The sequence below is a fragment of the Photobacterium sp. 1_MG-2023 genome, assembly GCF_030547945.1.
Classification (GTDB): Bacteria; Pseudomonadota; Gammaproteobacteria; order Enterobacterales; family Vibrionaceae; genus Photobacterium.
On the sequence record NZ_JAUORR010000044.1, the window covers coordinates 1 to 21,784 of the forward strand.

The following is a 21,784-nucleotide window of genomic DNA, read 5'->3' on the forward strand; positions in this document are numbered from 1 at the left end:
GTACAACGGCAACTCAATGCCGATCCTGTATTCAATAATTGGGAAGTTCAATATCAGACATGTAGTCGTATTTATAATAAAATAATCAAAAAGGAATCGGAAATTTTAGAGTGGGAGGTCGACTATTGGGGGCGATGTGGGAAATGGGGTTTGCCTGTATTGGTACTTTTTATCTCTACATTTGTTCCATTTTTCCCACTATATTGGTTGGCAGGAGATCAAGACGGTATATATGAAATCATGTTTATGGGTTTCTTTGTGCTTTCACTCCCAATCATAATCATGGTACTTGGCGCCGAATGGTTCCCAACACGCTACTACCAGAAAATCACGGCATCAGGGTTCTATTCCTATGGCGTAAAGCTTGGCAGTGAACGACGTCAGAAGATGGCGAAGTATTGCGTAATAGGTGGATTAGTGATCGCAGTGATTCTACTATTTGTCGCCGGTCCAATGGTGTTTATTGGTGCAGGGGCTGCTTCACTTTCATTCTTTAAACTGGGTGCGCTTCCTGAGAAAAAACCAGAAGAAAGTTCATGGCCCTGGTTAGGTGTGTACTGTCTCGTAAAAGAATATAAGCCGTTCTTGTACGATAAGTATAAGGTTTGTACACATGGAGATAACTATCTGATTTTAACTAAAGCACAAATTGAAGAAGTGAAAAACATTATCGCTAAATTTGGACAGCATGAGTTAGAAGTGATAAATCGATTCGAAGATAAATTCTTTGACCGTTGGTATGATCACCAAAATACAATGCCATACATTCGTGGGAATAAATCTGAGTAAAACTATCAAGTGCGAGATATGAATTAAAAATTATTGCTAAACCTGAAAAGTAGAAAGTTAAATCGTAATATTATCGTATGAGGAAAAGGTAGGTTTAATCTTACTTTTTTATTCACGTATTAACAATATGGTTCAATCATTCGCCATAATATCACTAGAGTGTATTTATTACAGTTAGGGGTAATCAAATAGAGATATGAGCAGTCAGATTGTGAGTGAGTTGGATGGATAATTATAAAACTGCTTTATACAATTACAAAAAAGTTAGAAAAATAATTGATGATAATTCAGAATTTGATGATTATAGAGATAAAGAAAAAGAATGCATGAAGATTTATGCTGAAATCGTTAAGCGTGAACCTGCAATCATGGAGTGGGAGGTTGACTATTGGGGAAGATTTGGTAAGTGGGGTATGCCTACTTTCTGGTGTTTTATGATTATATTTTTACCATTGTTTTTTATATGGACATTGATAGGAAACTTATCTGATAATTATCCTTATTTTATTTTTGGAACATTAACTGTATTATTACCACTTGTAATGCTTATTCTTGGAGCAGAATGGTTTCCAGTCAGATACTACCAGAAAATCACTGCAACCGGCTTTTACTCCTATGGCGTGAAAACAGGCAGTGAACGCCGGAAAAAAATGGCGCAATACTGTATGATCGGTGGATTTGTGATTGCTTTCATTTTGTTATTTGTTGCCGGACCTATGGTTTTTGCTGGCGCCGGTGCAGCCTCGCTCTCATTTTTAAAGTTAGGATCAATTCCAGAGCCAGAGCCCGAAGAAAGTGCGTGGCCTTGGTTGGGAATTTATAGCCTTATTGTTAAGAAACCGTTCTTATATGATCAGTATAAAGTACAAACACATGGCAAGAGTGAATTAATATTAAATGCTGACCAGTTAGAAACGGTTATCGGCATGATTCGGGATTATGATTATCACGACCTGAAGATCTTATCTAAAACTGACGCTTTCTATTATAATCATTGGTCTGAAGTGCAGGATAAAATGCCGTTTGATGATATGACTCCTTAAATGTATGAAATTTCAGGTGGACTTCCTGTCCACCTGTTTTGATATATGGCTTAGAATTTAGCCGTTGATTCATTGTGCTTGCCGGATGCTTCTCCGTCAGGCTGGGTTGTGTCCATCTTAGATTCCTGAGACGTTTCCTCATCTTCATTGCTGGCTTCCACCAGGCTGACTAAATAAACTCCTTTTTCATCGCCTGCTTCGGTATCAATGCTTAAGCGATAGCCTTCCGGAATTTCTTCATCTTTGATGAGGATTGCGGCTTCCAGGGTTTCAAGCACTTGAACCTGATATTCTTCGAGTCCAGAAACTCTCATTCGGTTCGTCAAACCATAAATGAGGAAGCCGACACTGGCAATCGGACCGGGATAAGCCTGAAGCATCTGTACAAATGACATACCTTCGTATCGGTTATAAACAATCTCGTTCGGACCAAAAAGAATAAATAAGACACCAATAATCGCGATGCCAAGGCCGATAAACTCTATTGCGCTAGTCCCGGTTGTATCTGGCTCTTCGGGTAATGTTATTTTGACTTTTGATGGTAAGTCTTGAAACGTAATTTGACTGGGTATGCTCATGATATTCACCTTTGACGTGTTTTATTTTAATGACAGGGATTTTTCCCGACTGTTGTTTTGGCGAAATACTCTAATTTAGGATGTTTTGCATCACAATATGAGTTCATATCATTTGTCGCATTAAATAAATTCTTTGAAGCGATACCCAAAAATAGTGATGTGATCGACATGACTACCCGCAATGAATGTCGATTGTGATTCAGTGAGGGCTAAATTAGGCAGGAAATAAAAAAGCCACTTCTGCGAATGGAAGTGGCTTTGGATGATTAATTCAATCGTTAGAAATGAAACGCGATTTTGGCTTCAATAGTACGTTCGGCACCAAACCAGCAGTTATTCTGATCAAAACAGGTGTAGTATGTTTCATCAAATAGATTGGAAGCACTCAAAGTAGCCGTCATCCGGTCCAGACTGGCGTCCAGTTCGCCGAATTGATAACGGGCGGACAGATCGAACAATGTATAGTCGGGGACTTTTCCTGAGTTTTGCGCGTCTAACTCGCTTTCACCCACATAGCGTACGCCTGCCCCCAGTGTTGTGCCGCTTAGCATGCCCTGATCGATATAGTAATTTGTCCACAGAGAAGCCATCTGTTCGGGCACCCAGACCGGGGTATTACCTTTTAAGCCGGAATGATCCTTGGTGATTTCAGCATCGGTGAACGTGTAATTGAACACGAGATCAAAGTTGCTGGTGAATAACCACAGACTCTCAAATTCCAATCCTTGGGTTTGTATTTCACCGGTTTGAATTTTATCGTAGGCGCTGCCATTGGGATCGCGGGTCACGACATTTTGTTTGGTGAGCCTGTATGCCGCCAGACTAGCCGTTTGCGTCCCGTCCTCCGACTGATATTTCACCCCCGCTTCCCATTGCTGGCCTTCTGAAGGATCGAAGACTTTTCCAAAACGATCCTGCCCGGCGACAGGCTCAAAACTTTCTGAATAGCTGACATAAGGTGAAAAGCCATTCCCCAGGTGATACAGCGCCCCGATACGACCCGTGAAGTGTTTTTTATCAATATCACCGGATTTAACCCCATCTGTTTTCTGGTCCAGGGTGTAGTGGTCATAACGCCCCCCGGCGATCATGACCAGTTGGTTCCAGCGGATCTGATCTTGCAGGTACACACCAAGTTGCGAAGTCTGAATATCGTGCGTCTTATTGTATTTCAAGTTGAGATTATTCGGGTCAATCTGATGGTTGTCCGGGTTGTAAAGATCAAGACTTGGAGCGCTGAAATCCAGCGTATCCTGATAGCGGACAGAAGAATCCATTTGCTGATAATCCAGCCCGATCAGCAAATTGTGCTCAACACTTCCCCATTGGTGTTTGCCGGAGAGCTGATTATCCAGAGTCAGAAATTTCAGCGCTTCGTTAGTCTGATAGGCGTTTCGGGACAGTGTTCTGTGATCAGCAGCCAGTGCGCCATTGTAGGTATTGGTTTGATGCAAGCTGGCATCGCTGTAACGCAGGTTATGCAGGATCGACCAGTCTTCATTGAAGTCGTGCAGGATCTTATAGCCAGCCATCAGGACTTCGCGGTCAAATTCATTCCAGTTGGCGTCACCGGTGAAGGTGTCTGGTGACAGCGGGCCTTCGGGATTTGGCAGGACCGTGCCTTGGGCGGGCAGTGTCGTATAAATTCCGGCGCTCGGATCCTTCTGATAGTAAAGATTGACATTCACCAGCGTGGCATCGCTTGCCTGCCAGTCAAAAGAAGGTGCGATCAGGTATCGCTCATCTTCTGCAGTGTTGGCCTGACTATCACGCTGACGAGCCAGCGCCAGAATACGGTAGTTCACATCACTGTTACCGAATTGACCTGTGGTATCGAGGTTGGCTTCTTTCAGGTTGCGGGTTCCGGTGCTGATCTCCACGGTGGTCTGTGCTTCTTTTTGCGGCGATTTAGCGATCAGATTGACCATGCCGCCCGGTGGGATATTACCGTACAGCACGGATGTCGGGCCTTTAAAGACTTCCACTTGTTGCACAGCAAAATCGTCGACCTGGGCCTGTAAGTTCCAGCCACTCAGGTAGGGCAATTGCAAGCCGTCGTAGAAGTTCTGATAGTTGATAAATCCGCGGATATTGAACAAATCCAGGCGGGTGACGGCACCGCCGCGCAATTCTGTATTCACGCCGGAAACATACCGCAATGCTTCACTGACCGAATTCGTACCACGCAGGTCCAGTGTTTCCCGGTCGACCACCGAAATGGCCTGTGGGGTTTCTTCTGGTGACAGAGCGGTTTTGGTGGCGGTATTCCGGTAGGTTTCACCCAGAACCGTGATGGTTTCGACTTCAGGTGTCTCGCTGGTTTGAGCAAGGGTGGCGCCACTGAAGGTGGCTGCGATAGCGATGGCAAGGCCCGACAGGGCATATCTGCGTTGCATGATTGAAAACCTCGACTGCAATATTCTCAAGCCACAAGTCGTGGCTCGAAATTTTTGTGAATGCTAATTGTTATCAATTGCATTTTAAGGATTTCAAATCGGGATAATTAACAATTTGGTGCATTCTGCTGCTGAGGTGGGCATGTATCGCCACGTTGAATGACACGCTGTTTTTCTCTTGAGTCACTCATTGCGATCGTGCATTTGTATCTCAGTGACATGGCTCAGATGGCGTGATGGATGGCTGTTGGTTTTTTCGATCTGGCTTTGTAAGAAATCAATCCATCGCCGGACTTTCTCGGAAATGTGGCGGGTATTGGGATAGAGCGCGAAGATCCCTTGTCTGGGAAAACGGTGCTCCGGCAGTAACTGGGTTAAACTTCCGTTGGCAATATCTTCCTGCACCAGCCAGGCAGGTAATAACGCAACTCCTGCACCGCAACGGGCAAATGCCAGCAATGAAGCTGCGCTGTCTGCCATGAGCATGGGAGGAGCGTCCGCCTTGAACAGAACGTTGTCTCCTTTGGGCGTGAGAACCTGCCAGTCTAAGGGGGTGTTAAGGCGGCTATGGGCGATCCAGCGCGCGCTTTGCAACTGCTTCAGGTCAGCGATGGTATTGCCATGATGCATCTTTAAATAATCTTTTGAAGCGACAGGTAAAATATCGAAAGTATCGATCAGCTTCGCATGATGAGTGGAGTCCGTCAGTTGACCGAGACGGATTGCCACATCAAAACGCCCGGAAATCAGATCATCATTCCGGGATGAAGCAACGTGTTGGATGCGGAGTTGCGGATGCAGAGCAGCAAATGCCGAGAGCACGGGAACCACGACTCTTGCCCCATATTCCGGCGTTGTTGTGATCCGCAATATACCGCTCAGACCGGTGTGATCGCTGCGGACATCGTCCAGGATGTTTTCGGCATCCTGCAACAGTTTCAGACAGCGCAGATAAAAGCGCTCGCCAGCGTCGGTGACGGCTACTTGCCGGGTTGTGCGGGTGAGCACGGATACGCCCAATGTCTCCTCAAGTTGCTTGATATGAAAACTCACGGCCGCTTTGGTCAGCCCCAGTGTATTTGCTGCACCGGTAAAACTGCCAGCTTCTACAACCGCAACAAATATTTCCAGTCGTTGCATATTCAGCATGGATCTTCCTGATGAATTTGGATGATTGTCAAAATTATTTTGACAGTGTAACTGCGAAACGTCTGTTTATCTTTATTTTTCTAACTTTAAACTACGCTCATTGGGTTGTTTTTTGAGAAAACTATGAGTTATCGGGTGTGTGTCGCCAGTGTCTATCTGCTGGCTTTTTTCATCGATCTGGTCAACATGTTTATTGCGAATGTCGCCTATCCTGCCATTGGCCAGCAGTTGCAAGCGACGGTTAGTCAGCTGGCGTGGGTGAGTAATGGTTATATTCTGGGATTAACTCTGGTGATTCCCCTGAGTCGTTGGCTGGCAACACGAATGGGTCTAAAGCGCCTGTTTATCCTCTCATTGCTGATTTTCATCATCGGTATCTGCGGTGTGGCCAGTGCTGCCCAGATCGAGACTCTGATTGCATGGCGTGTGGTGCAGGGATTGGGAGGGGGACTGCTGATCCCTGTGGGGCAGACGATGACCTATGCCCTTTATCAAAGCCATGAAAGGGCAAGACTATCTTCTGTTGTGATGCTTGTCGCCTTAATTGCACCTGCGCTTTCTCCGACAATCGGTGGCGTGCTGGTGGATACCGTCAGTTGGCGATGGGTCTTTTTAGTCAGTTTGCCTCTGGCGTTTGTTGCATTGCTCCTTGCCGTTTTCTGGCTGAAAAGTGACGGGCGTCTTCCGCGTTCCAGCCAGTTGGATATCAGCGGTCTGATTTCGGGCTGTTTGGCACTGACATTGATACTTCTGGGCTTGACTGCCATGAGTGAATCCGATCATCAGAACCTGGGAACTATATGCCTGCTTTCAGGGGCTGTAATGATGGGGTGGTATGTTCGTAATTCGCTCCGTAAAACGCAGCCTTTGCTCAATCTGCGCTTGATCCAGGAGCCGATGTTGCAGACTTCGATGCTGATTTATCAGCTTGTTCCTGGCATTTTTACCGGGGTCAGCCTGATTGCGATGCTGTATTTTCAGGGGCAACTGGGGATGCACGCCACCGTAGTGGGCGCGATGATGCTCCCCTGGGCGATCGCCTCATGTACCGCGATCGCCATCACGGGTAAAAAGTTCAATGATGTCGGGCCACGTCCGCTGTTTATCTCAGGTGCTCTGGTGCAAGGTCTCGGTATAGGATTGCTCCCGCTGATTGGCAGTGCCAATGACGTGATTCTGGGGATTGCCGCGTATGCACTGATGGGGTTCGGGAGCAGCCTGTGCAGCAGCACCGCTCAGAGTCTGGCGTTTCTTCAGATCAAAGATACCGAGCTGGCAGATGCAAGCGCAATATGGAATATCAACCGTCAGCTCAGTTTTTGTATTGGCGTGACCATCATCAGCTTACTACTGAACGTGTTGCTCAATATGTCAGGTGTTCAGCAAACGCAGGCGTACCATCTGTGTTTTGTGCTTGCAGCCGTCAGTGCTGTGATCCCCGTTATGCTCTGCCGACGCATCGCAAATCGCAGCGTTATTCTCACCCTGAATCAGGAGAAAAGATGAATCGTTACTTTTATGAAGTTATAGCGGCTCACGAGCTTATTGGTCGTTGGCTAAGTGATGTCAACTGCCCTATTGAGGTATGTGATAATTTGTTGGCACGCTTCAGCCCGGCTTATTCCATGATGACGCCAGGCGGGGAGTTCCTTGATAACACGTTGCTAACTTCGTTTTTCCGAACCCAATGCGGCGCCAAACCAGGACTGAAGATAGAAATCGACAACCTTCAGTTGGTTGCCGAGCATGCCACAGGGGCGACCGTAACTTATCAGGAGCGGCAGCAAATGCCGGATCAGGAGGCAACGTGGCGCTTTTCAACTGTAGTGTTTGAATTGGAGGCGGAAAATCAGGTGATCTGGCGTCATCTGCATGAGACAGCACTTCCATGAGGTGTATGCTCATTGAAATTAATGTCTGAAAATCTGCCAGGTGTCCGGGAATGGATATTCAGCTGCATCACAGCAAACACATGCGCCGCCCTCAGCATGTTTCAATCGGAAGCCAGTAAGTCATCTGATGTGCCGGGTTATCGGGATCAAACTGGGGCGGATATATTTCCAGTTCAAAACCATCCACGCCCCGGTAACTGGATTCAGGCAGCCAGGCTGCGATGAACCAGTGTAAAACCGTATCCAGTTGGTGAATCGGTCCGGAATAATGGATCACTGCATACAATTGCTCTGGGATGGCAAGGCGACGGAGTTCCGGGTTGCTTGGGGCTGTTGCGGGCAGATCCGGGGTGCAGACGCCAGCCCAGTAAGGTAATCCTCCGCGCTGGTGATGTCTTGTATCGGTGATGCCAATGCGGTTGATGGATCCTGTGTCAGGACAGGATTGGGCGAATTGCTGCCAGAGTGCAGGCACGGACTGGCCGTAATCCGGCTGTTCGGCAAACAGGCCCTGAATCATGCCAGTCATCCCGGTGATTTCAAATGCCGGACGCCGTTCAATCCGGATCTGTAACAACCGGTGGGGAAGCTCCGGTGCCATCGAAACGGGCCGGGTGGGCTGAAACGGTGTTCTCAGGCCGGTCAGTAACCCGCGTTTTTTGTAGGCACCGGGCGAGCAGCCAAACATTTGCCGGAAGGCACGAATAAAGCTGATTTCAGAATTGAAGCCGCAAGCCAGTGCAATATCCAGTACCCGGTCGTTGGACGAGAGCAAGCGTTCTGCGGCATGGCTGAGCTTCAGCTCGCGGACATACACTGCCAGTGTCAGGCCGGTTTCGTGATTGAATACCCGCTGCAGTTGCCAGCGTGACCAGCAGCTTTGTTCAGCCAGATCGACGACAGACAAAGGCTGATCCAAATGCGTGTGAATATAATCCAGAACGCGTTCAATCCGGGTGAATTGATAGGGTTTTTCTGTGTTTGCTGCGGTTTTCATGGCGACGGTTCAATGTCTGCAGTGTGTCCTTAACTGCGCTGAATCCTATCATTGAATGGATTTAACAGATAGGGAAGAATACCGCCGCCATGGTGACGTCAGGGTTGATGTTTGTGCAGGTATTGCGCTGCTTCAGGTTTTCCCATGTATTTAGCCAGCGTGCGTTGCGGCACCTGAGGCAGGTGGACCACAATCAGCCCGTCCAGGGCGTCGTTAAAATCTTTATCCAGATTAAAACTAATCAGTTTGCCATTCAGGTTCAGGTACTGCTTCAGCAGGATGGGGACGCTGGCTTGTCCGAGACGAATCAGTAATTTCGACAGCAGTTGCGTATTGGCCAGTGCCGACAGCATATCCGGGCGCCAGAGTGAACGGTTGTGTTGTCCGGGGGGGGTTTTGGCCCGTACCAGTTTGGCGGCGTCATGGTCGAAATGGTGTTCCTGTAAGGTCGAGATGATCAACTGCCTTGCCAGCGGGCTGTATTCACTGCTGATACTGACCGGACCAAACAGATGTGTGTAATGCGGATGACGGGAAACATAAGTCGCAATGCCTTTCCACAAGAGCTGGAGCGCATGCAGGTCGCGCTGGTAGGGCGCATCAATGACCGAACGTCCGAGCTCGATCGCATGACCAAACTGATGAATCAAGGATTCATCGTAGTGGAACAGCGAATTGGAATACAACCCGGTGACACCGCTGCTCGCCAGAATCTGATCGGTCAGGCCGAGCCGATAGGCGCCAACGAGTCTGTTTTCTTCCCGATCCCACACAAACAGATGTTGATAGTTGGCATCATAGTTGTCGAGGTCACAGGATTTGCCCGTCCCTTCATTCACCTGTCTGAAATTGGTTTCCCGGATTCGCCCGATTTCTTGGAGCAGATGCGGAATTGACGGTGCGTCGGTGCAGTACACATCAAACTGTTTGAAACGGATCAGGTGGCATTCATCATCCAGAAGCGACAGCTCGGTTTGCAGTAACCGGGGATCGGTGGGCGGATCAATCGGCTCTGCGTTGGTCAGGACTGGCGCGTGATGCGGCGCACCTGGTGCGAGCAGATAAGTGTTCAGCCGCAGGTAATCCAGTGTCTGCTGGTCGGTGGTCATGTGCGACAGCTCGCGAAAGGGAATCGGCTGTCCGATGGCGAGCCTGATGTGTTGCGCACGCTTGTTCAGAAGCTCCCGGCCAAGCAGCACGGTGCGCAATCTGGGATGAATTTTTCCGGCCCAGTAAAAAGGTTTGCTGTTTTGCCCCTGAATGAAAATTGGCAGTACATCGGCCTGACTTTTTCGGATCAGCCGGGAGACGGAACGATGCCAGGCACAATCCGTTAAGGTGCCTTCGGCGTCATAAGAAGAGACCTCGCCAGCCGGAAACAGCAGCAGGACACCGCCCTGTTTGAGATGATTCAGCGCCGCACGGGTCGCTTTCAGATTCGTCTTACCAGAAGGGCTGAACACATCGACATCAATGAATAATGGCGCCAGCTCTTTGATTCGCGCCAGAAAGCGGTTGGCCAGAATTTTCAGATCGGGCCGGACTTTTAAAATCAGCTCCGCCAGAATCACGCCGTCCGCAGCCCCGAGCGGGTGGTTAGCGATGATTACCAAGGGCCCCTTTTCCGGCAGATTCCCGACAGAGCCGGATGCGATGTGGGCGTCAATGCCGAGCACATCCAGCGTGTAGCGCAGAAATTCTGCTGTATCCAGATCAGCCGGCTGAGCACGATAATAAGCATCAAGCCGGGACAGACCGGTGAGCTGTTCGGCGAATCGCTCGAACAGCCGGAAAGGGGTGCGGGCAGGCAGTTGAAATGGGCTGGCTTCCATGTCACGACTCCTTACAGATATTCCGGATCAGCGATGGGTGGGTTTTTCTGCCGCAGGAAGCGGACCAATAAGGTGGCAGCACTGGCCCAAACCAGACATGCCATCCCGAACAGGGTGCCGCCATCGTCCCCGACGATCACGCCTTGTGCATTGAATTCGGGCATTGCGATTCCCAGCGGGGTGAAGAGGTGAAAAAAGATCGCGCCGCTGATGATGCCCAGCGACAGCAAGGCGCCCAAAGCGCTCCAGCGGGAGAACAATAAAACAGAAGCGATCAGTTCGGATATTCCGACACCGTATGCGCCGTAGGTGCCGAACCAGTCGAGCCCAGACCACGCGCCAAGCGTAGAGAAAATATGGACAGTTTCCGGGGAGCCTGAAAATTTGAACAACAGCGATTGCAGAAATATAAACGCAATCAGAGCGCGTAACAGGGTGTTCAACGACAGCCATGTTTTCATGATGATTTCCTTTCAGAAGATTAGTTCAGGACGGCAGGCCAGCGTTGATCGGCAAGTTGAATCAGCGCATCTCTGTCAGCGAGCCATTGTTTTCTGACGGACGCATCGTAATTCAGATACAGTTTGCCCTGATGAACGCTCCAGTGTTTTGGATTGCCCGGTGCCAGCGTGTTTTTGGCGCCCACGGCCCAAGCGCAGTAACCACCGTATTGCGGTACATATTTTTCCGGGTCTGCAAGAAAGGCATCCAGGTGGGCCTGCGATGAGAAATACCAGTCCGCATCCATGTAGCGGGTTTGAAACTGGCTTTGTCCTTCCACGGCTTTTCCCTGTGTGAAAAAAGCCACGGTATCGTAGCCACTGAGGGCTTTATCGCTGAAAAAGCTGGTGTATATGGGATCCTCTTTGGCGATAGCCGACGGGGTGAAGAAAGGGCTGAGCGCTAGCAAGAGGAGGATGAATAATCGTTTCATGTGTGATTCCTTTAAATCGTTGCCTGTGTCTGAGGCATTGGGGGAAAAGTTCGCTGTAAGGCTGATTGGAATAAACTCGGTTCCTGACAGGGAGCCTTGTCGTAATAGTGCATCTGAACCATTTTTTTATTGCAGAGCACTCGGGTCAGACTGACGGTTTGTGAGTGCTCCCGGTGCATGCAAACGGAAGAGAAGCCGTGATCCGGTGCATGGCTGTGGTGAAATTCCATCAGGGTCTCCGGGCTGATCTGCTGGCTGGTCAACTCTGCAAAGGTCTCGTGTCTGTTCTGGCGAACCGTTTCAAAAGCCACGGAAGATGACGTGATGGGTGCCTCGACCGGGTAAACCAGCATCCGTTTTCCATCCCAGCATATGGCTGGGATGTTCTGCGTATCAGTGCTTGTTGCCGGGGTCAGGATGAGCAGGGTGAACGGCGCAAACCGGGCGAGCGACAGTTGGGCAAACTGAGACATCACTGCAGCGGCATCCGGGCAAAAGGCAAGCGTTCTGATAATCTGCCCCCGACTTGAGTCTGCGGATTCAGGGATTTCTCCCTGATAGTGATTCAGCAGGCACAAAGATAACCCATTCTGATTCACGGCAATCCAGCTGCCCTGACCCAGCGGATCGATGGGCATCAGCGCCTGAGTTTGATATACGGCCGAATGAAATCGTGCCGGGGGCTGGGCCAGCGGGCGTTCACGTCGTTCATCGCGATTGAACAGCAGTTCATATCCTTCAGGGGTGATTCGCCAGGATGCGGTACACATTATTTGAGTGACCTCAGGTAAGAGGCCGTAGCCGGTGCGTAAGAAAAAATATCTGCGGTCCGGACCTGACACATTTCGGCCGCAACCCGGACCAAGGCAAAGTGGTGAACGGTATGACTGGCCACGAACAGCAGCTCCCGGCGCAGTGTTGAAGTCATTTGTACAACCTGTTGCGACATCACGGAATTTTCTGAACGTATGGTGACCGTGTTGTCCAGCAGACTCTCCGGTAAAGTCAGCAGCCAGTGCCGGATCTGTGCGAGTTCGTTCAGGCAGGTCTCTCGGCAATGTTCTACCCGGGCGCCTCGGCGGCGGACATCGTAGTCAATCACTGGGCTTTCGGGCGAACATGTCATCAGCGCAAAATACTGGTCGATGATATGGCGCAGATGTGCCCCGATACTGCTTTGCACATAGGGTTTGGCGACATGCTGATATTGCTGCGGATTCAGTTCATTGATCAGGGTGATGGCCTGATCAATGCCTTCAAGGTTTCCGGTCATAAAAGCCACTTCTGTCGGGGCGATTGCTGTCATCGTTTCACTCATGAATTACCTGTTCTTCTGACAAAAAGTTACGGTGGGCTGGGCTGCTTCGTGCGGCACCCGAGCCGGATTTCATTGGATTAGTCGGTCGGTGGGTAGGCCGCCACGAGACGTTTTTCATGTCGCCAGGCTCGCCAGAGGGTACCCAGCGTCGGCACGGGATAACCGGCTTGCTTTTGCTGGTGGCCAATTTCGTACAGATACCGGTACTGGCAGAGCAGGGTCGAAAAAATCTCTCGCAGTGGGGTCTGACTATCCCAGATATGTGCTGCTTCACTGCTGGCACCGTTCATTTCCAGAATCTCGAACGCTTCACCGTTCATCAGGCTGTTGATGTCTTTGAATTTCACATCTAAGCGGCCAAAGTGATAACCGGGATAATCGTCGAAAATACGATCCAGCCTGGCTGCAAGCGCTTGGGTGATATAAGCGTTGCCATTTTTGAAAATGGCGCCCTTGCTGTGGCTACCGGCAAATGCCAGCGGAAATACCGCGCCTTGTTCGATGACCCGGTCGGCCCATTCCGGGTGCCGGGGCAGGTAGAGGTGCGCGAGATGCTTTGCACGTTCGTCCTGCTCAATCAATCCTCTGAGGGTGCTGCGCCCATCGCCGATAACATAAGGGGTATATTTGAGGGTCAGTGAAAAAATTTTCCCTTTCGATTCATGGGGGTAACGGATATAGAAAATACCGGCTTCCGCTTGATGCGTTGATTTTTTTTGCAGCAGATAACGGGCATTCACCGGAAAGTGCTGCAGGTAAGCGCGCAGATCTGCATCGGAATGAATGAGTTTGACGCCTGCGCCTCTGCAGCCCTGATCGGGTTTGGCCACCAGGGGATAATTCAGATCCCGCTGAGCCAGACAGCGTTTGATGATCTTGATCTGGCTGTCCAGCGGCTGCGTGGTTTTGCGGAGGGTGGTAAACGGCAGAATCCATTGTCGGGCATAGCGGCCCGCCTGAGACAGGATGTCAGATTTGGATTCCCCGACCATGCCGCCCAAAGCGATCCCAGGATTGGCGACCAGAGGCAACCGAAAATCACGGTATCTGATGCCCTGACAGAGACTTTGCACGACCACAGGCAGGTAAAAGATCCAGCCCGGCCAGAATTCATAGCGTGACAGGGCTTTACCGCCGTGCCGGAAAACCGGCATCCCCTGATTCACCACCGTCGGGGGAAGCACCGGGTGCGTTGGGGAGCGCTGTGGCTGGTTAGTTAAGGATTCCTGAATTAGTGGCAAGGTCACTCGGCACACTCCTGTTGATTGGGTGACCCGGCAATACAACTTGATTTACGCTGGTTGGATGATCGCCGGTTAACAAAGAAAAACAAAACAAAGACGACAGGCAGCAACAGCCACTTCAGAGGACTGTTCTGGAACATGCTCAACTGACTGAGATGATAGAAAAGGGTGAAAATGACAGCGGTCCAGAGAGCGGTCGCAACAAAAACTGCGCTGCAGAAAATCACCGGACGGACCGACAGGTAACCGCACAGCGTAAAACCGATGGTTCGCAGGCCGGGGGTATATCGCAGCAGAAATATATTGAGAAATGGCCGGGATTCCAGCTTGTGCTGTATCCAGTGCATCGCATGATGACGCAGTAACTTGCGCCGGAGCCCCTCCCATCGCCGGGCATAGCGGCCAAGCAAGAAAAGCATCAGATCGCCACTGGCAATCCCGATAAAGACTGCCAGTAGTGCCAGAGAGACAGGGATTGACCCACTGCCCGAAAGCAAGGCAGCGGTTGTGATAGCCACATCTTCAAGCAAATAGGAAAGCACGATGATGCCGAAAAAAAGAAGCATCGGACTGTGCTGGGGCTGTATCAGTAAATCCGTATACAAATGAATAACCCATGATGAGCTTAACCAAGAAACATAAAGTTTCATTCAGCCAGAATGCCAGAGCATCCGGCTGCCCAGATAAAGAGAGGAAAGATGGCTAAAAATTTCATGGGTTGCAGAATAATTGTTGAAAGTTTTATGACGGCGGAGACACAGACTTTGACATTTCACTGGCAAGCCGGGAGGGTGTATCGTTTACAATTGTTTATGGATTCAACGAATAACAACAGGTGAAGACGACGAATGACAGCCACAAGCCAAGCCTGCCATGAGGGTGCAGAAACATCTCTTGAGATGCAGTCAGCACCAGCGCTCCCGCTGGTATTAACCGGGCCGGTCCTGCGCCGGTGCAATGCCAGTGAGATCACCCTCTGGCTGGTGACGACGGTGCAATTGGAGGGCCAGTTTGTGTTGTATCCGGGCGATGATCACTCCCCCTGTTTTGAGGCGGATTTCACCGCATCGCAACAGATTCAGATCGGGCAGTCAGCCTGGATTGTGATGGCCCGGTTTACGGGCGAGTTTCCGCTGGATACTGTGCTGACTTATGAGATTGTCACGCAGCAAGGCCCGATCAGTGCGTTGATCCCTGAATTGCTTTATCCCGGCGAAGCGCGGTTAACGGTGATGATTAAATCCCGAGCGGATTACATTCAGCATGGCTCTTGCCGGAATCCGCATTTTCCCGGAAAAGACAGTCTGGTTGCCGCGGATGAGAAAGTCGCGGGACTGGCGGTTGAGGATCGCCCGGCACTGCTGATGATGAGCGGGGATCAAATCTATGCCGATCATGTCGCCGGCCCCACGCTGGATGCCATCAGTCAGGTAATCGACTTGCTGGGATTGCCGGATGAAACCTTCACGGATGCCCCGTATGCGACCTTGTCTGAATTGCGCCAGAGTACGAAACAATTGTATGGCCGCGATCAGGTCTTGCCCGTGCACGAAGAAACTGGCAACTGGTTGTCGGACACCCGCTTGTTCAGTTGGCTGCCGAAGCCGCGTCGTCCGGTATTCAGTGCCAATGAATCTGAGAATCATCTGATTGGCCTGAGTGAATTTTTGGCGATGTATCTGTTGGTGTGGTCGCCTCAGGTCTGGCGGTTGGTGGATCATGGCCGCTTGCAGGTGCAGGGCTTTCAATGTGGCGATCAGGTGCTTTCTGAAAATTGGCAGCAACTCTGGCACAAAGAAAAGCAGGAAATTGATGGCTTTATTGAGGGGTTAACCCAGGTACAGCGGCTGGTGGCCCATTTACCGACCTATATGATTTTCGATGATCATGATGTGACGGACGACTGGAACCTGACGATTGGCTGGGAGCAAGCCGCTTATCAGCATGCGTTTTCACGCCGCATCATTGGTAACAGCTTGTTTGGCTACTGGCTCTGTCAGGGCTGGGGGAATGATCCGGCGCAATTTGATGAGAAGTTCACCTCGTTGGCGCGCGCCTTTTTCGAACAACCCGCTGATGACACACAGGATGCCATGATTGAGCATTTGTACCGGTTCGAACACTGGCATTATGAAGTCGCAACTCAGCCGAAAATGCTGGTGCTGGATACCCGGACCCGGCGCTGGCGGTCTGAGTCAACGATGAACAAACCGTCCGGCCTGATGGACTGGGAAGCACTGATGGATATGCAGCACTCACTGATGCATGAAAGTGCAGTGATCATTGTGTCTCCTGCGCCGATCTTCGGAGTAAAGTTCATTGAAATGCTACAACGGGTCATGACGCTGCTTGGTAAGCCTTTAGTCGTGGATGCCGAAAACTGGATGGCGCATCCCGGTGCGGCCAATACTTTACTCAGTATTTTTACCCATACCAAAACCCCGACGAACTTTGTGATTATCTCTGGTGATGTCCATTATTCATTTGCTTACGACATTAAGCTGCGTTTTCGCCGGAACAGCCCCAGCATTTATCAGATTACGGCCAGCGGGATCAAAAATACCTTCCCGGAGAAGTTACTGCGCTTTTGTGAGCGGATGGATCGAATCCTCTATACGCCGTACTCGCCGCTCAACTGGTTCACCAAACGGAAACGGATGAAAATCTACAAACGCGATCCAGATACACCAGGCCACGGACGGCTGGTGAATACCAGCTGTATCGGAGAACTATGGATCAATGATCAAGGTCAGCCGGAACATATCGCTATCCTGACGGCAGAAGGCCAGTCGATTGGTTTTCCGCCCACTCGGCAGGAAACAAAGCGTCGCTCGGAAGCCAGCCGGAAACTGACGTCTAAATCCTGATGTTTGGTCAGAAGTGCATGTTCTTCACAATTTTTTAACAGGGTGTCGTGCTTTGTTTGACTTCGGTTAAACGTCCGTTTCATGCTGCTGTTTAAACGGATGAGCAATCTTTTGCTCAGGGAATAAGACGTGTGACTCATCACAAGGAAACGCCATGCTGAATCTTGCCGCTGCACTTCAACGTAATGCTGTGATCAATCCGGATAAAATTGCCATTGTCTGTGGGGAAACCCAAATCACCTATGCTCAGTTCAATGCGATTGCCAGCCAGATTGCGAATGGCCTCAAAGCAAGAGGGATCCAGCCTGGCGATCGGGTGGCTTTGAGTTGCCCCAACCTGCCGTTCTTTCCGTTGGTGTATTACGGGATCCAGAAGGCAGGGGCAGTCACCGTTCCTCTGAATGTGTTACTGCGGGCGAGAGAAATTCAGTATCACCTCGAAGATTCCCAGGCGAAATTTTATTTTTGTTTTGAGGGTGTCGAAGGCTTGCCGATGGCAGAGGCCGGGATTGAAGCTTTTCAGAAAACAGACGCGTGCGAGCAACTGGTGGTGATGACTGCCGATCAGACGTTGTCAGAATATCAAGGATTTGAAACATTAACGTCACTGATCCACGGACAGTCCGCCGACTGTGATTATGCCCCGAGAAATGCCGATGATACGGCCGTGATTCTGTATACATCCGGCACGACCGGGCAGCCGAAAGGCGCTGAACTGACGCAGGCGAATCAGTATCTTAATGCTATGGCGGCGCAGAACCTGATGCAGATGGAAGGGCGGGATGTCCATCTGGTCACGCTGCCGCTGTTCCATACTTTTGGTCAGACCGTCAATATGAATGCACCGGTCAGTCTGGGCTGCACCATGGTACTGGTGCCCCGTTTTGATCCGACACTGGTGATGGGACTGATTGAGAAACATGGTGTGACTTTATTTGCCGGGGTGCCGACCATGTATATCGGCATGAATTTGTGTCAGGCCGAGTCGGATTGTTCCAGTTTGCGAATTGGTGTGAGCGGCGGCGCTTCATTACCGCTGAAAGTGCTGAAAACCTTTGAGGAAAAATTCGGCGTGCCAATTCTGGAAGGCTATGGCTTGTCTGAAACCAGCCCGATTGCCTGTTTCAATCATCTGGATAAGCCGCGCCTGCCGGGATCTGTGGGCCAGCCCATTCAGGGCGTAGAAGTGCGCGTGGTCGATGATAAGGATCAGCCGGTTGCACTGGGGGAGCCCGGTGAGATCGTGATTCGGGGCCATAATGTCATGAAAGGTTATCTGAATCGTCCTGAAGAAAAAGAACGCGCATTACGTCACGGATGGTTTCATTCCGGCGATGTCGGGCGCTTTGATGAACAGGGGAATCTGTTCATTGTGGACCGCGTGAAAGATTTGATCATCCGCGGTGGCTTTAATGTTTACCCTCGTGAGATTGAAGAAGTGTTCATGACACATCCGGCAGTTGCCATGGTGGCCGTGATTGGTGTGCCAAGCCGTGAATACGGAGAAGACATCAAAGCCTGTGTTGTCCTGAAAGAAGGCCAGTTTATCTCAGCTGAAGAACTCCGGGACTGGGGGAAAACACAATTGGCTGCGTATAAATACCCGCGTCAGGTGGAGATTCGCGATGCTTTACCCATGAATGCGACCGGGAAAATTCTGAAAAAAGATCTGAAGTCGGAAATTACTCAGCCGGTTTGATCCCTCGTTCACTTTGAAATCACCGGGCACGGGTGCCCGGTGTTCGTATTCTCCCCCCCAAAAATGCAGGATAGCCACTACACTTATCCTGAAATATCTGAAAGTTCTGGTTTTCTTTCCCTCGGTTCGGCAATGGGAGGCCGCGATGCACACCAAGCATGGTTTATTATTCGAAGTAGACAGAGATGGTGATTATTTCTTTATGGAGTTAAAAGCTGTCGGCAAATTGACCCATGAAGATTATGAGCAGATTACCCCGCTGATTGATGATGCACTGGCGGAGGTCGAGGATCCAATCGTCAATATTTATTTTGACGGCTCAGAATTCGAAGGCTGGGAATTGCAGGCAGCCTGGGATGATCTGAAACTTGGCCTCAAGCACGGAAAAAAATTCCGCCGCATTGCTGTCTATGGCAATCAGAAATGGATGGATATGATGGCAAAAGTCGGCAGCTGGTTTATTTCCGGTGAAGTCCGTCGGTTTGACACGCCATTCGATGCGCTGGCCTGGCTGCGGGAAGCGTGACCCCTGTTCCCAAGTCCCCTGTTTTGCATGGTTTTTTGCTCGTCTGACTTTGAGGGACTTGCTATGATTCGGCCATGCCGGAATTCTCACCCGGCAAGCCGTCAATTCAGGGAGGCCACTTTGCCGTTTCGAACTTTATCTTCTTATGTGTGTGCATTTGGCGTCGTACTGGGTGCGATGAGCAGTGCAGGGGTTTCTGCTGCCGACAATCAGACAGCAGCACAAAACGCAGCGCCGGAATCGGCAGACATCAGTGTTCCGAAAGAAGCGGGACGCTACTATGTCGGATTACGCGGTGGACTCAGCCTGATGGGGATGGATGATACGGCAACCGTATCGGGCACTGCAGAGTCTTCTCAGGATCCGGATGTCAATGGTTACTTCGGTCTGGACTTTGGCTATTACACCCCTGAGGGCCGCAGCCGGGTGTATTACAGTTATGAAAGACATGAAAGTGACAGTGATTTCAAGAATTCCGGTCTGAGCTACCCCAATATTGCCAACCTCAACCTGCTGGCCACCGATTATTTCTTCCTGCATGGTCAGGATTTCTCCCCTTATGTTGGCCTGCACTTCGGCTATGCCAGCGTAAAGTCGGATTCTGATTATCGGGGGGATTACAGCGTCAGTGGCTTTATTTTCGGTTTACAGACCGGACTGGCCTGGCGCGTGTCGACAGATATCACGCTGGAAGCCGGGTTTCGTCACAGCATGCTGCCGAGTAAACTTCAAAACTGGCAAGGACAGGATGAGCAGGGGAATTCAGTCCAGTTTCAGTCTCAGCAACGCGGGGTGAGTTCGTTATTCCTAGCGGCCAATTACCGGTATTGAGGCGAGGTGTTGTTTGCGTCAGACGCGTGGCGTCTGGCATCTTGAGGCGACTTGGGTATAATGCCCAGCTTTGAAAACGACTATCATTTCTTGAAGGACGCCAGCGTGAAGCTATTTGTCAGAGATCTCACCGTAATTGATGCCTCATACCTGTGCCCGACCCGTGGCATGGTCGGCGATAGCTGGATACTGGATGTGGTGATGTCTGGCGAGCTGAATGAAATGAGCATGGTGCTGGATTTTGGTCGCGTGAAAAAGCAGATCAAACATTTGGTCGATGCCTATGTTGATCACCGCCTGCTGGTGCCCGTGAAACATTCAGCGATCAAAGTGGCTGCCACAACACCGGGTTATGCCACGGTGGATGTGCTGCGGGGTGACAAGAGCATTCATCTGCATTGTCCGGAAGAAGCGTATTGTCTGGTCGATGCAGAAACGATCACCATTGAAACCGTGACGCAGCATCTGTACACCGTCCTGAAAGGGAAATTACCCGACAATGTGCAGGGGCTGGAGCTGGTGCTGCGCCATGAGCAGATTGATGGCGCTTTCTATCATTACAGCCATGGCCTGAAAAAGCATGACGGAAACTGTCAGCGGATTGCACATGGCCACCGGTCTCCGATTGAGTTGTTGATAGACGGTCAGCGCGATGCGGCGCTGGAAGCCAAATGGGCTGAACGCTGGACAGACATCTATCTGGGTACGCTGGAAGATCAGGTTCAGATCCGCGATTTGAATCTGAGTGAGCATGCGACATTCGTTTCAGACTTGACACATTATGCTTTCCGCTACACCGCGCCTCAGGGGCTGTTTGAGCTGGCGATTGCCAAAAGCGAAACCGACATGATTGATACGGACACCACCATTGAACTGCTGGCTCATTTCATTGCGGCTCAGGTCAAACCTATGATCGGTCCATCGCAACAGCTGGATGTGATTGCCTATGAAGGCGTTGGCAAAGGCGCGATGGCCAGTTTGTAATTTCGACTGCCAAATCCGCCATTACCGTGCGGTCCTACCCACATCGAAAAGACTTCATTTCGTCATCACCGCGCGGGCGGGAATCCATGAATTTTTCCATGGGGTTGTGATTCCTTTTGATACCATCAAAGCAAAAAACTGTCATTCCCGCGAAGGCGGGAATCCATAGGACGCCGGGCTCAAAGCGCGTTCAAAACACCATTGAACCGATCAAACCGCAGCACAGTTCAGTCATTCTATAGCATGGTTCACAGCGCTCAGGCGAGGCTCCGGCGCATTAACGTCACTGGGTTCCCGCCTGCGCGGGAACGACAAACTTTATAAAATTCATGCAATTACCGTCATTCCCGCGCGGGCGGGAATCCATGAATTTTTCCATGGGGTTGTGATTCCTTTTGATACCATCAAAGCAAAAAACTGTCATTCCAGCGCAGGCGGGAATCCATAAATCGCCGGGCTCTAAGCGCGTTCACAACATCATGGAACCGATCAAATCGCAGCACATTCAGTCATTCTGTCGCATTATTCACAGCGCTCCGGCGAGGCTCCGGCGCATTAACGTCACTGGGTTCCCGCCTTCGCGGGAACGACAAAACTCATATAATTCATGCAATTACCGTCATTCCCACGCAGGCGGGAATCTATGAATTTTTCCATGGGGTTGTGATTCCTTTTGATACCATCAAAGCAAAAAACTGTCATTCC

General features: G+C 50.3%; 20 protein-coding genes. 9 read left to right on the plus strand and 11 right to left on the minus strand.

Features of this window, described 5'->3' with window-relative positions; all coding sequences use genetic code 11:
- Both Q4579_RS21690 and Q4579_RS21695 read left to right on the plus strand, forming a co-directional pair.
- A partial coding sequence (locus Q4579_RS21690) for a hypothetical protein (RefSeq protein WP_303566939.1) occupies window positions 1–789 on the plus strand: 789 nt, incomplete at its 5' end.
- A 224-nt stretch (window positions 790–1,013) separates the two neighbouring features.
- Window positions 1,014–1,832 (plus strand): hypothetical protein, encoded by an 819-nt coding sequence (locus tag Q4579_RS21695; RefSeq protein ID WP_303566940.1) that lies wholly within the window; start codon window positions 1,014–1,016, stop codon window positions 1,830–1,832.
- Window positions 1,833–1,882: 50 nt separating this feature from the next.
- On the opposite strand, the gene Q4579_RS21700 is transcribed toward Q4579_RS21695, so the two are convergent.
- The 3 genes from Q4579_RS21700 to Q4579_RS21710 form a co-directional block, all read right to left on the minus strand.
- Window positions 1,883–2,410 carry a hypothetical protein gene (locus Q4579_RS21700; protein ID WP_303566941.1) on the minus strand — a complete coding sequence of 176 codons (528 nt, stop codon included), beginning with the start codon at window positions 2,408–2,410 and terminating at the stop codon, window positions 1,883–1,885.
- Window positions 2,411–2,688: 278 nt separating this feature from the next.
- Entirely contained in the window at window positions 2,689–4,806 is a 2,118-nt protein-coding gene (locus Q4579_RS21705) for a TonB-dependent siderophore receptor (RefSeq protein WP_303566942.1), read from the minus strand.
- Between the two features lie 183 nt (window positions 4,807–4,989).
- A complete protein-coding gene (locus Q4579_RS21710) occupies window positions 4,990–5,955 on the minus strand; it encodes a LysR family transcriptional regulator (RefSeq protein ID WP_303566943.1) in 966 nt (321 codons plus the stop codon).
- 123 nt (window positions 5,956–6,078) lie between these two features.
- Here Q4579_RS21710 and Q4579_RS21715 point away from each other — a divergent pair, with 123 nt between their 5' ends.
- Together Q4579_RS21715 and Q4579_RS21720 are read left to right on the plus strand one after the other, a co-directional pair.
- On the plus strand, window positions 6,079–7,461 hold the full coding sequence (locus tag Q4579_RS21715; RefSeq protein ID WP_303566944.1) for an MFS transporter: 1,383 nt from the start codon (window positions 6,079–6,081) through the stop codon (window positions 7,459–7,461).
- Window positions 7,458–7,847, plus strand: coding sequence for a DUF4440 domain-containing protein (locus Q4579_RS21720; protein WP_303566945.1), 390 nt, complete (start codon window positions 7,458–7,460; stop codon window positions 7,845–7,847). Before Q4579_RS21715 ends, Q4579_RS21720 begins: the two co-directional genes overlap by 4 nt.
- A 91-nt stretch (window positions 7,848–7,938) precedes the next feature.
- Here Q4579_RS21720 and Q4579_RS21725 read toward each other — a convergent pair whose 3' ends face one another.
- The 8 genes from Q4579_RS21725 to Q4579_RS21760 all read right to left on the minus strand — a co-directional run bounded on the left by Q4579_RS21725 (window position 7,939) and on the right by Q4579_RS21760 (window position 14,738).
- Window positions 7,939–8,844 (minus strand): AraC family transcriptional regulator, encoded by a 906-nt coding sequence (locus Q4579_RS21725; RefSeq protein ID WP_303566946.1) that lies wholly within the window; start codon window positions 8,842–8,844, stop codon window positions 7,939–7,941.
- A 98-nt stretch (window positions 8,845–8,942) separates the two neighbouring features.
- Window positions 8,943–10,676, minus strand: a complete 1,734-nt coding sequence (locus Q4579_RS21730; RefSeq protein WP_303566947.1) for a lysophospholipid acyltransferase family protein — start codon at window positions 10,674–10,676, stop codon at window positions 8,943–8,945.
- Window positions 10,677–10,687: 11 nt separating this feature from the next.
- The gene (locus tag Q4579_RS21735) at window positions 10,688–11,137 is read right to left on the minus strand and encodes a hypothetical protein (RefSeq protein ID WP_303566948.1); all 450 of its coding nucleotides are present in this window, start codon (window positions 11,135–11,137) and stop codon (window positions 10,688–10,690) included.
- A gap of 20 nt (window positions 11,138–11,157) precedes the next feature.
- Window positions 11,158–11,610, minus strand: coding sequence for a YHS domain-containing (seleno)protein (locus Q4579_RS21740; RefSeq protein WP_303566949.1), 453 nt, complete (start codon window positions 11,608–11,610; stop codon window positions 11,158–11,160).
- 11 nt (window positions 11,611–11,621) lie between these two features.
- Window positions 11,622–12,380, minus strand: coding sequence for an NRDE family protein (locus Q4579_RS21745; RefSeq protein ID WP_303566950.1), 759 nt, complete (start codon window positions 12,378–12,380; stop codon window positions 11,622–11,624).
- Window positions 12,380–12,916 (minus strand): DinB family protein, encoded by a 537-nt coding sequence (locus tag Q4579_RS21750; protein WP_303566951.1) that lies wholly within the window; start codon window positions 12,914–12,916, stop codon window positions 12,380–12,382. The genes Q4579_RS21745 and Q4579_RS21750 overlap by 1 nt, the downstream gene beginning before the upstream one ends.
- A gap of 89 nt (window positions 12,917–13,005) precedes the next feature.
- On the minus strand, window positions 13,006–14,082 hold the full coding sequence (locus Q4579_RS21755) for a D-alanine--D-alanine ligase (RefSeq protein ID WP_303566957.1): 1,077 nt from the start codon (window positions 14,080–14,082) through the stop codon (window positions 13,006–13,008).
- An 89-nt stretch (window positions 14,083–14,171) separates the two neighbouring features.
- Complete coding sequence (locus Q4579_RS21760) at window positions 14,172–14,738, minus strand: DedA family protein (protein WP_303566952.1); 567 nt, start codon at window positions 14,736–14,738, stop codon at window positions 14,172–14,174.
- Between the two features lie 333 nt (window positions 14,739–15,071).
- On the opposite strand from Q4579_RS21760, the gene Q4579_RS21765 reads away from it, so the two are divergent.
- The 5 genes from Q4579_RS21765 (at window position 15,072) to Q4579_RS21785 (ending at window position 21,079) form a co-directional block, all read left to right on the plus strand.
- Window positions 15,072–17,039, plus strand: coding sequence for an alkaline phosphatase D family protein (locus tag Q4579_RS21765; RefSeq protein WP_303566958.1), 1,968 nt, complete (start codon window positions 15,072–15,074; stop codon window positions 17,037–17,039).
- Window positions 17,040–17,193: 154 nt separating this feature from the next.
- Window positions 17,194–18,738, plus strand: a complete 1,545-nt coding sequence (locus Q4579_RS21770) for a long-chain fatty acid--CoA ligase (protein WP_303566953.1) — start codon at window positions 17,194–17,196, stop codon at window positions 18,736–18,738.
- A gap of 145 nt (window positions 18,739–18,883) precedes the next feature.
- Window positions 18,884–19,264, plus strand: coding sequence for an STAS/SEC14 domain-containing protein (locus Q4579_RS21775; RefSeq protein ID WP_303566954.1), 381 nt, complete (start codon window positions 18,884–18,886; stop codon window positions 19,262–19,264).
- A 120-nt stretch (window positions 19,265–19,384) separates the two neighbouring features.
- On the plus strand, window positions 19,385–20,095 hold the full coding sequence (locus tag Q4579_RS21780) for an outer membrane beta-barrel protein (RefSeq protein WP_303566955.1): 711 nt from the start codon (window positions 19,385–19,387) through the stop codon (window positions 20,093–20,095).
- 105 nt (window positions 20,096–20,200) lie between these two features.
- Window positions 20,201–21,079: a 6-carboxytetrahydropterin synthase gene (locus tag Q4579_RS21785; protein ID WP_303566956.1), complete on the plus strand. Its 879-nt coding sequence runs from the start codon at window positions 20,201–20,203 to the stop codon at window positions 21,077–21,079.
- Window positions 21,080–21,784: the final 705 nt, after the last annotated feature.